We start from the raw sequence: 10513 nt of genomic DNA, 5'->3' as shown, positions 1-10513 counted from the left end.
CCGGGCGCCAAGGGCGCCCGGCTCACCCCAAAACCCCTATGGGTTGGATCAATGTTCCCCAGGCCGCGCGGGCGGGCGTGCCAGAAGCAGGCTGCCCAGGAACAACAGGCCTGCCAAGCCATAGATCACATCGTAGCCCAGGAGGCTGCCTGTGGTCCGGTTCAGCGCATCGATCGCCGGGCCGCTGAGACGGGCGATCGCGCTGCCGACCGCCGTGGCGATGTTTCCCAACCCCAGATAGCGGGCTGCCTCGTCGGAGGGCACAATGCGCGTGATCCAAGTCCAGCTGGCGGCCACAAACAGGGCCACGCCCACGCCGATGATCAGCGAGGCGGCCACCAGCACCGGAAGCTCCGGCCGCCCGTATAGCCGGGAGACGCCGAGGAAGCTGAAAGTCCCCAGACCAGCCAGGAGGCCTGCCCCTTGGAGCAGCGGCCGCGCGCCCCAGCGATCGGCCAGCGCCCCGGAAGGGACGATCAAGAGCAGGATCATCGCCCCCAAGATCGCGGAGAGGGTCCCGTTTAAGGCCTGCGCCTGTTCGATGGTCAGGCCCATCGTATCCCGGAAGAAGAAGATCAAGAAGGTGCGCAACGTGAGCAGCGCCCACCAGAACACCAAGCGATGGGCGAACCAGAAGGCGAACGTCGGGGCGCGGCCCCATTCCACTTGATAAATCCAGGCTGGGCGACGGGCAGGAGGCTCCGCCAGGGCCTGCGAGGGGACCGCCATCGCGGTGATCAGCCCCACCAGGAGGTAGACCAGAAGCAGCACCGGGTAGGGCCCCCAGATCTGCCCCCGGCCCAGGAAATAGCCCGCCACCAACGGGCCGATGACCACGGCGGGGATCTCCATAAACCCCTTGATCCCAGAGGCCCGCCCCCGCTGATCTTCCGGCACGTGATCTGGGATCAGCCCCTGGTAGGCGGCCTGCACCATGTTGGAGAACGTTTGCACCAGGAGCAGGGCCAAGATGAGCAGGGGCACGGAGGGGGCAGCGACCAGGAAGGCCAAGGCCAGGGCCAGAAGGACGCTCCCCAGCCAGAGGAAGGGCTTCCGGCGCCCCCACGGGCTCCGGACCCGATCGCTCCAGGCGCCGAAGATCGGCTGGACCAGGGCGGCCCAGATCAGGCCGATGAAAGCCACGCTGCCCAGCAGGGTGTTCTGCCAACCCGGGCCAGCCAGCTGGCTGGCTTTCTGGCTCAACCAAGGAGGATCCACCACGTTGGAGGTCATGGTCAGCGCAAGCCCGTAGAGGCTCAGCGCAATCCATTGGGGCCAGGTGGTGGCCGCGCCACGTGTGAGGGTCGTCATCGAAGCCTCCTGTGCGGTTAGGTGGTGGATTTACGTTACCGTAGGCCAAGGGAGTTTCCCCGAGGGGTGTGGATGATCCAACGACGAATTATGGATAACCCGCCCCCGCGGAGCGCCTGTGTAAGGGCGCCCCTTGTGGGCGCCTCTGCATAAGGACGCGAATGCCTCGGGTAGGGGCGGGCACAAGGCCGGCCCTGGAGCATCCATGAGGGGCACCCACAAGGGGTGCTTCTCCTCCACCCCACGGCCACACCGATCCGCATGCCCTGCGGAAAGATCGCCCCCGCGCGCGGGGGTGCCAGTCCGAGATGATCATCCCCATACCTTATTTTTACTCTCTCTCCCACAAAGTGGGAGAGCGCAGGGTCAGGGATGGAACCGCTATTCATGGGGGATAGTGTCTCTAAGGCTTCTCAGCCCCACGGATTATGTTAAGATAAAAGGCCTTGGTGACGGCCTTGAACGGGCGCTATGGGTTCGCTGGACGTCTGAGCGCTGGTTTGTTCCCAAGGATCGGCAAGGGCCTCGAAAGGTCTGAGCGCGACAGGTCCGATAAGGACGGCGAGGGATTCCTTCCCTTGAGGGTGGGTCGGATGAAAGATCTCGCCTTGATTGTCATGATCGGCCCGCTGGGGATCCACCCCTTGGAGCGGCAAATGGGGTGGATCCTGCGGGTGGCTGCCCAGGAGACGATCCGCCGGATCGTGCGCACGGGGCGGGTGGATCGGGTCATCCTGGCCGCGCCGGATTCAGAGGGTTTGGAATCGTTGGGACATGCCTCCTTTCCATTAGAGCTGGATCTCGATCCGGTTCATCAGCCCTTTGAGTTCGGGGTCCGCCTGGCCGAACTGATCCAGCGCCACCGGGTTTCCCGCTTGCTCTATGTCGGGGCGGGCGCTGCGCCGTTGATGAGCGCTGCGGATTGGGATGCCGTTCTGGCGGAGTTTGCGGAGGTCCGGGAGGGTTTGGTGACCAACAATCTGCACTCCAGCGACTGGGTCGCCGTGGCCCCGGCGGAAGCGGTCCCCCCTTATGCGCATCGGCTGCCCACTGACAATGCGATGGCGTGGGTGCTCCATCGGGAGGCCGGGCTTCCGGTTCGGGTTTGGCCGCGCTCCACGGCTTCGCTCCTGGATCTGGATACGCCGGTGGATGCCCTGATCGTCGCCCAGCATCCCCAGGTGCCTGCCGCCCTCCGGGAGGCGGTGGCGCGCACCGGGTGGGATCCCTCACGGGTGCAGCGGATCCAGGCCCTGCTTCGAACCCCCGGGAGCCGTCTGGTGCTCGCAGGCCGTGTCCCCTCATGGGCCTGGGCGGCCCTGGAGCGTCATGCCCACGTGTGGACCCGCGTGTTCAGCGAGGAGCGGGGGATGCAGGCCAGCGCCCGCATGCACCGTGGCGAAGTGCGGTCCCTGGTGTATGCTTATCTACAGGCCGTAGGGCCCTCGCGCTTCTTTGAGACCCTGGGGGAACTGGCTGATGGGGCCCTGCTGGATATCCGGGTTTGGATGGCCGCCGCCGGCCGCTGGCCGGAGCCTGTGGACCGCTACGCGGCCGATCTCTTTGCCGTCTCGGAGATCCAGGATCCAGTGATCCGGGAGTGGATCGAAGCGGCCGCCCAAGCCCCTCTCACCGTCCTGGTCGGTGGTCACACCGTGGTGTCCGCGGGGCTTGTCGCGTTGCTGGAGGCAGCCCTGGGCATCCCCAGGATCGCGCTTTCCGGCGGGCTGGCGATCGGGGGCTCAGCGGGGGACTGAAAAGGGCTTTCAGGGGATGGGCGCGGGACTGCGCGAAGAACGCCCGGCCATGGTTCCAAAACCGAAAGGGGCAAAGATGGGGTTAAACCGGAAGTGGGTGTGGCTAAGCCTTGCCGTAGTGCTCATGAGCTTCGGCGCAGCGTGGGGAGGCCTTCATCGTCTTCCCCCGCGCTATGTCGCGCGAGTGGTCCCGGAGCCCCTTCAGCCGTGGTTCTGGCCTGTTCATCCCGAGGAAGTCCCCACGCCGGCGGCCACGGTCCCGCCGGAGCGGCTGGCTGCTCTTCTGACCCCAGCTGCGCCCTCGGTGTTCACTCCGACTCCGGCGCGAACGGCAACGCCGATGCCGCGCTGGACCCCATCGCCGACGGAGGCGGCCCCGATCACGGCCACGCCCACTCGGCCTGCCTCTACCCCTACGATCACCCCCCCGGTCTTCCCCGGGCCGACCCAGGCGGCCCGCAACACCCCCGCGGCGCTGGACCAAGCCGACGTCCTGCTGTATGGGGTGCGCCATGCGTTCCAGACCTGGAACAACTGCGGGCCTGCCACGCTAGCGATGGCGTTGAGCTTCTACGGATGGCGGGGCACCCAGCGGGATGCCGCGGCCGTCCTCAAGCCTGATCCGGAGGACAAGAACGTCTCGCCGGAGGAGATGGCGGCCTTCGCCCGGAGCGTGGGGCTGGGCGCGCGGGTTCGGGTGAACGGGGATATCGAAGGGCTCAAGCGGCTGCTTCGAGCCGGCTTCCCGGTCATCATCGAGACAGGCTTCGAGCCGGACCCCCGGCAAGGGTGGATGGGGCATTATAAGCTGCTGATCGGCTACAGCGATCGGGCCGGACAGTTCATCATCATGGACTCTTACATGGGACCTAATCAGGGTGTTCCCTATGAGGAAGTGGATCGTTACTGGCGTCACTTCAACCGGACGTATATCGTGATTTATCGTCTAGAGGAGGAAGGCCGCGTGCGGGAGCTCGTCGGTCCGGTCTGGGACGACGACGCCCGGATGTGGACGGAGACGCTGGCCCGGGCCCAGGAAGAGCTGGCCGCCAATCCCAAGGATCCCTTCGCCTGGTTTAATGCCGGCGCGGCGCTCCTCCACATGGGGCGAGCCGAGGACGCGGCGGCGGCGTTCGATCAAGCGCGGGCCCTGAAGCTGCCGTGGCGGATCCTGTGGTATCGCTTCGAGCCTTTCGAGGCTTATCTAGCGGTCGGCCGTTACGCCGATGTCATCGCCTTGGTCGATGCGAACCTACGGGTCACCCCATATGTGGAAGAGTGGTATGACTACAAAGGCCAGGCGCTCCTGGTGCTGGGGGATCGGGAAGGGGCGCGGAGACTGTTCCAGCAGGCGCTGCGGTTCAATCCGAACTTCCAAGCCGCTCGAGCGCATTTGGAGGCAATATCCCCGTGATCTTGACAGTACGACCCAGGGGGTAGATTCGGGGGCGAAGCGGGCGGGGCCAGACGTGCTCCGCACCTGGCCCCACAGTGATGACTCTTCTCAACGTGCGGATGACTCCTGCATCCATCGCCCAAGACGGATCACCCACCCGCCGACTTGGAACCAGAAAGTCTCATCCCCTCCGCCATACGCCGCCTCTTGACGTAATGCCTCCGCCCGGGCTTCGGCGACTCGCTCTGAGTGATACAACCGAGTCCATATTTCGGGATCTGTAAACATTTTCTCCTCCCAATTTGTCAAGCCTTGATTATATTAATGGCGCGCATATTTATTGTCAAATGTATGGTCGGGCGGTATTTTGCCATCAAAAGCCCGAAAAGTGAGGCGCGGTATTCAAACTTTTTGGTCCCTCGGTGTTTTCCACTCGCTTCTTGCTGCTGGCGCTTGAAGTCGTGGCCTGGACACTAGTCATTCGCCTGGTAAGCCAGGTGTGGCCCCTGGCCTTAAGCCTGGTGATCTGGGGACTGGTCCAGTACCTTTATTGGGGCCACATGGTGATTTATTACTCTTTTTCTCGCATCGGCTTCTTCGTGCCGTTCGCCCTCGTCTTCCTCGCGCCCGAGGCTGAGCTCAGCCGAATCAGAACTCGGTTTCTCATCTGGGCTTTCACAGTTGTGGCCATCGCTGCCGACCCCTTTATGGCCTTTCCGCTCGGGCTGGTCCACCTTAAGTGGCTCATCCGCCGACGCAGTCTTCTGTACTATAGCCGGGAGTTGGCCATGACCCTGGCCGCATCCGGCCTGAGTGTAGGGATTCTGGCTGCCCTCGGAATCTTCGCCCTGAGCGGCCTATTTAAAGACGCTGTCGTCTTTAATCTGCTGGTTTACCGTAAGTACGCTCCGGCTTTCGCTGACCCCTTTGGCAGGTGGATGAGCAATATGGGGTCAGGGCTTCAGCTATTGGATGGCCGCTGGCTGAATCTGGACCTTCTCTCGCCTCTAGACGTGAACGGGGCCAGTCGACAGCTTTTTACCGGCTTCTTTTTCAGGCTGGCAGTCCTCACCACAACCATCGGGCTGCTGGCAGTCGGTCGCATCACCGATGGCCTCGGTCTTTACGCCGTATCGGCAGCGCTGCTGGCTCGTATGCCGGAATTTTTTCACATCGGGCCCTTTGTCATGGTCTCACTGATGGTGGCAGCACTGCTGGCTGACGACCATATGGCACGGTTGCCAGGCGCTGTGATTAGCACGGGATTGCGGGTATTGATGATTGCAGGCCTAGCTTGGCTCGCCTTCCGGACAGGGACAGTCTTGGCCGATCCGGCCCTGGGAGACCAGCACCGGCAGATAGTAGCCTGGTTCAAGTCTGACGCCCAGGTGGCCGAACGACTGACCTGCGGCCGGTCCGACGTGGCCCTCGGGGATTATCCGGGCTACCCGGGCGGCGTCTTTTTGAACTTCATAACAGGACGGCGCCCGCCGAGCGGCTACGGTCTGCTCTGGCCCTGGATGGCAGAGTGGGGACTAATCGATGTCATCGAGACACTGAGAACTGAGCCGGCGATAGTGAGAGTGCACGCCGATGCACAGGTTGGGTCTTTTAAGGCGCAAGAGTTCCTGCGGCCCCTCATGGAGTTTCTGGAGCAAAATTATGTTCCCGTCGATGGCTTTTACGTGGCTCCCGAGATTATCCGGGATTGTCCATCGATCCAACCCTACTTGAACCACCTGGCCGTGCTGGTGCAAAACTTCGATGCGCCGGCCAATCGCCCGTTAGTTGTTCTGACCGATGAGCCCCACCTGCTCGATTACGTCTCGAGACTGATCAGCCGGCCGGTGCGGGCCGCTGATCCGCGGGCGGCCCTGCTGGTTCCAAGCGGCGGGGCCTGCTTCCTGGCGGCCCCGGCCTGGCTGGCTCCGGAGCTTAAGGCCTGGGGACTGGACCTGGACGAGGACGAAAACCCCAGGGATCAGGCGACACTCTGGCCGCTGGTCTGCTCGAATAGGCTCACCCCGCGTGAGCCGGTGGCCGTTTGGGAGGGTGACGTGGCCCTGGAGCAGGTGGCAGTTCGGGGTCCGGTTCGACCCGGAGGTGAGGTGGAGGTGGTTGCGCTCTGGCGCCTCGGAGGCGCGAAGCCTGCGGACAATTTGCACATTTTTCACCACGTGATCGCTGATGGCCAGCTGGTTGCCCAGGCCGACGGACCCCTGAATGCGACAATGGGCTGGCAACCGGGTGACTTGGTCGGTACCCGTTATCGGATCCGGCTACCTAAGGAGCTGAACTTCAGCCGTTATGAGCTCTTGATGGGGCTTTATCGCTTCCCCGAGCTACAAAGGCTCAAGACGGAGGTGGGACTGGACGCCATCCGGATTGGGCCTTAAGGCGTGTTCTGGCCTGTTGGGAAGGAGAGAACAAGGCCAGCCGCACGGTCCATCCCGTCTTGAGCCGCATTCGACGTGCGACCATCCCCTGTCGACATGACCCAGCGGTCACCTCCGCTGGGCAAACCCACCTTTTCCCCATATAATGTGACCGGGTGGTCATATGACCTGGAGGTCACTGGGAAGCTAGCATATGCCGAAGGTCACTTTTTTCAATCTACCGGAGGACAAGCGGGCGCTCATCGTGCGGGTGGCGATGGAGGAATTCGCCTCTCACCCCTTCGCGCGGGTCAGCATCAACCGGATCGTGAAGCGGGCGGGGATCGCCAAGGGAAGCTTTTATCAATACTTCGAGGACAAAAAAGATCTCTTGCTTTACATCTTGCAGATCATCGGGGAAGAGAAACTGGCTTATTTGCGCCCTGTTCTGGAGCGTATCGGCCAAGAGGATTTCTTCACCCTGTTGCGGGAGCTCTACATCGCCGGTATCCGGTTCGCCCAGGAGCACCCGCTCTACGTCGAGATCGGTCGCCATTTGCTGGCAAGCCGGAATTCCCCCATCTACCAAGACGCCCTGGCACGGAGCAAGCCCATCGCTTACGAGATCTTTGAGCGGATGCTCCGGGAAGCCGTTCGGCGCGGCGAGGTACGGGATGACCTGGATGTCCATCTGATGACCTTCCTGGTGGCTTCTTTGAACAATCTGGTGGTGGAGTATTACACGGAACACGTGGCGGCGGATTATGATGAGCGCCTGTTGACGGTGGCGGATCAATTTATCGAATTTCTCCGCCGAGGGATCGCGGCGGGTCGTTAGAAACATCCGGGAGGAACGCAATGGGCATCATTGAGGTTGAGGGCCTCACCAAATACTACGGCAAGACGCGTGGGATTGAAGATGTTTCCTTCAGCGTGGAGGAGGGAGAGATCTTCGGTTTCATCGGGCCGAACGGCGCTGGGAAGACCACGACCATCCGCTTGCTTCTCTCGCTGATCTATCCCACGCGGGGCAGCGCCCGGATCTTCGGCAAGGATGTGTTTGCCCACGGGCCGGAGATCCGCCAGGATATCGGCTATCTCCCCGGCGAGGTCTTCTACTACGAGCGTATGAAGGTCATCGACCTGCTGAAATACGCGGCCAGCTTCTACAACCGTGAGTGCATGCGGCGCATGTATGAGCTGGCCGAATATATGGAGTTGGACCTGAACCGCCGTGTCGATGAGCTCTCCTACGGCAACCGCAAGAAGGTTGGCATCGTGCAAGGCCTGATGCACAGCCCCAAGGTGGTTTTCCTGGACGAGCCCACCATCGGCCTGGACCCCTTGATGCAACGCAGGTTCTTCGAGCTCATCCGGGAGGAGAACGCCCGCGGGGTGACGGTTTTCTTTTCCTCTCATATCCTGAGCGAGGTTCAACGGTTATGCCATCGGGTGGCCATCATCCGCGAAGGGCGCATCGTAGAGATCGCCGATATGGAGACGCTGATTCGAAACAACTATAAGAAAGTACGGGTGGTGGTCAAAGATGTCGATCTCTCGTATTTCGATCTGCCCGGCGTGACCAATTTGGAGCGCACGGACAACGCAGTGCACTTCTTTTATCGAGGGGACATCAATGTGATGCTGCGCCGGCTCAGCGCCCTGAACCTGACCGATGTGACGATCGAGGAGCCCACCTTGGAAGAGATCTTTATGCACTATTACCAGAGGGATGGGTCATGAAAATCAATATTTATCGGTTCGAATTGCGACGAAAGCGAAACTCGATCCTCGGCTGGTCGGCGGGCGCCGCCCTCCTCATTTTGCTGTATATGGGCTTTTATCCCACCTTCGCCGATCATGCGGCGGTGCTGCAGGAAACGCTCAAGCGGTTCCCACGGGAGTATCTGGAAGCGTTCGGGATGGCGGGGGTGGACCTTTCCTCTGTGATGGGCTATTACAGCCTTGTGATGACGCTTTTACAAATCCTGCTGGCCCTTCAGGCCAGCAACTACGGCTTCGGCCTGCTCTTGGTGGAAGAAAGTCGGATGATCGCGGATTTCTTGGTCAGCAAGCCGGTCACCCGGGCGCAGATCCTGATCAGCAAACTCCTGGCCGCCCTCACCGCCTTGGTCCTTACGGATGGGGTGGTCTGGGCCAGCAGCTTCCTGTTCATCGAGCTGTTCCGCGGGGGGCGCTCCTACGATCCGCGCACCTTGCTCGTGATGCTGGCGGTCATTCCGGTCTTCCAGGCCGTCTTCCTCAGCGTGGGTCTGGCGCTTTCCCTGTTGGTGCGGCGGGCCCGTAACGTGACGCCCTATGGCCTCATGTTGGGCTTCGGGGGCTACGTCTTGAACGCCTTTGGGGACCTGCTGGGCGATGTCAAGCTGGAGCTCATCACCCCTTTTCATCATTTCGATCCCACCTACGTGGTTCAGCATAACGCCTACGAGGCGTCTCTGGTTCTGCTCAGCGGGGCCATGATCGCGGGCTCCTTGGCTTTCAGTTACTGGCGGTATGTTCGCCGCGATATCCCTGCGGTCGTCTGACGGAAGGGGGTTCCATGAACATCTTCTGGCATGAACTCAAGGCCGGCTTCCGCTCGCTCCTTGTCTGGAGCGTCGTGATGACGTTGTTCATCCTCCTCTCCGTGGGCAAGATGGCCGGCTACATCAACAACCCGGAGGCGATGGCCATTCTGGCGTCGATCCCCCAAGCGGTCTCGGCAGCGCTCGGCATGCACGGCTTTAACCTCACCACCCTGGACGGCTGGTTCGGGGCCCTGTTTCTCTACTTCGCACTGATGGGGGCCGTGGCCGCTGCGATGTGGGGGAGCGGCGTCCTCTCCAAGGAGGAAAGCGCCAAGACCGCCGACTTCCTCTTGGCGCTCCCGGTGAGCCGGTCCCGCGTGCTCACGACAAAGGCCCTCGCGGCGCTGGCGAATTGTGCCCTCTTCGTTCTGGTGACCGGCATCGTCTCGGCGCTCGCCGTCCAACCGTACCAGCCCGACGCGGCGTTCTATCGCCTCCTGATCCTGGAGATGGAGGCGATGTTTGTGATCGAGCTGATCTTCTTGGCCCTCGGGCTGCTGTTGGCCAGCCTCATGCGGCCGGCTACCCGCGCCCTCTCGGCCGCCGTCGCCATCATTTTAGCCACATATTTTATGTTTGCGGCGTCAAATATGCACGAGAAACTTGATCTCTTGAAATATTTTACGCCATTTAAATACTTTGACGCGGCGATCTTTATGCGGGAGGGCCGGTTGGATGGCGGATATCTGTTGCTCTCCTTGGTGATCATCCTTCTCAGCCTGGTCCTGGTCTACGTTGTGTATCCGCGGCGGGATATCTACATCTGAAGGCCGCCAGGTCGCCACCCTTTCCGGCGGTGGAGAAAGCGAATCACCCCTTGGATCTCCCCTCCCCTCGGCTCCAAGAGCCGGCTCCTACCGTCTCCCAGGGCCGCGGTCCCGGCGCTCGGGCCGGCGGCCACCCTCCTCCCAGCGCTCACCACCACGGGACGGCCCACCGCGCTCGCGCTCCCGGTCACGGCCTTGCTCAAACCGGCCGGGGCCGCCTCGCCGGCCCTCTTCGCGCTCGCGCTCCCACGAGCGCGGGCCGCGTGGGCCGCGCTCCTGCTCACGCTCAAAGCGCCGTGGTCCGCCCGGGCCTTCC

9 protein-coding genes and 1 pseudogene are annotated in these 10513 nt (G+C 62.3%); 7 read left to right on the top strand and 3 right to left on the bottom strand.

Translation table 11 applies throughout. The annotated features are described in order from the left end of the window. Positions 1-48: 48 nt before the first annotated feature. Complete coding sequence (locus tag ACFMO5_RS07240) at positions 49-1311, bottom strand: MFS transporter (protein ID WP_376792086.1); 1263 nt, start codon at positions 1309-1311, stop codon at positions 49-51. 593 nt (positions 1312-1904) lie between these two features. Between ACFMO5_RS07240 and ACFMO5_RS07235 the strand changes: the two genes are divergently transcribed. After that, the gene (locus ACFMO5_RS07235; RefSeq protein ID WP_376792085.1) at positions 1905-3068 is read left to right on the top strand and encodes a hypothetical protein; all 1164 of its coding nucleotides are present in this window, start codon (positions 1905-1907) and stop codon (positions 3066-3068) included. 76 nt (positions 3069-3144) lie between these two features. After that, positions 3145-4482 carry a C39 family peptidase gene (locus ACFMO5_RS07230; protein WP_376792084.1) on the top strand — a complete coding sequence of 446 codons (1338 nt, stop codon included), beginning with the start codon at positions 3145-3147 and terminating at the stop codon, positions 4480-4482. A 90-nt stretch (positions 4483-4572) separates the two neighbouring features. Here the strand turns inward: ACFMO5_RS07230 and ACFMO5_RS07225 are convergent, their stop codons facing one another. Next, positions 4573-4752 carry a hypothetical protein gene (locus ACFMO5_RS07225; protein WP_376792083.1) on the bottom strand — a complete coding sequence of 60 codons (180 nt, stop codon included), beginning with the start codon at positions 4750-4752 and terminating at the stop codon, positions 4573-4575. A 134-nt stretch (positions 4753-4886) separates the two neighbouring features. Here ACFMO5_RS07225 and ACFMO5_RS07220 point away from each other — a divergent pair, with 134 nt between their 5' ends. The 5 genes from ACFMO5_RS07220 to ACFMO5_RS07200 all read left to right on the top strand — a co-directional run bounded on the left by ACFMO5_RS07220 (position 4887) and on the right by ACFMO5_RS07200 (position 10197). Beyond that, positions 4887-6860 (top strand): hypothetical protein, encoded by a 1974-nt coding sequence (locus tag ACFMO5_RS07220; protein WP_376792082.1) that lies wholly within the window; start codon positions 4887-4889, stop codon positions 6858-6860. Positions 6861-7053: 193 nt separating this feature from the next. Beyond that, entirely contained in the window at positions 7054-7677 is a 624-nt protein-coding gene (locus ACFMO5_RS07215; RefSeq protein ID WP_376792081.1) for a TetR/AcrR family transcriptional regulator, read from the top strand. Between the two features lie 20 nt (positions 7678-7697). Then, on the top strand, positions 7698-8582 hold the full coding sequence (locus tag ACFMO5_RS07210) for an ATP-binding cassette domain-containing protein (RefSeq protein ID WP_376792080.1): 885 nt from the start codon (positions 7698-7700) through the stop codon (positions 8580-8582). Next, positions 8579-9388 (top strand): ABC transporter permease subunit, encoded by an 810-nt coding sequence (locus ACFMO5_RS07205; RefSeq protein WP_376792079.1) that lies wholly within the window; start codon positions 8579-8581, stop codon positions 9386-9388. Before ACFMO5_RS07210 ends, ACFMO5_RS07205 begins: the two co-directional genes overlap by 4 nt. A gap of 14 nt (positions 9389-9402) precedes the next feature. Then, a complete protein-coding gene (locus ACFMO5_RS07200; RefSeq protein WP_376792078.1) occupies positions 9403-10197 on the top strand; it encodes an ABC transporter permease subunit in 795 nt (264 codons plus the stop codon). On the opposite strand, the pseudogene ACFMO5_RS07195 reads toward ACFMO5_RS07200, so the two are convergent. After that, positions 10188-10513: pseudogene (locus ACFMO5_RS07195) on the bottom strand (hypothetical protein); the annotation flags it as partial. The gene ACFMO5_RS07200 and the pseudogene ACFMO5_RS07195 overlap by 10 nt on opposite strands.

The organism is Thermoflexus sp., from assembly GCF_042408365.1.
Taxonomy (GTDB): domain Bacteria; phylum Chloroflexota; class Anaerolineae; order Thermoflexales; family Thermoflexaceae; genus Thermoflexus.
Note: the sequence above shows the minus strand (reverse complement) of the source record. Positions and strands in the feature narration are given on the sequence as shown.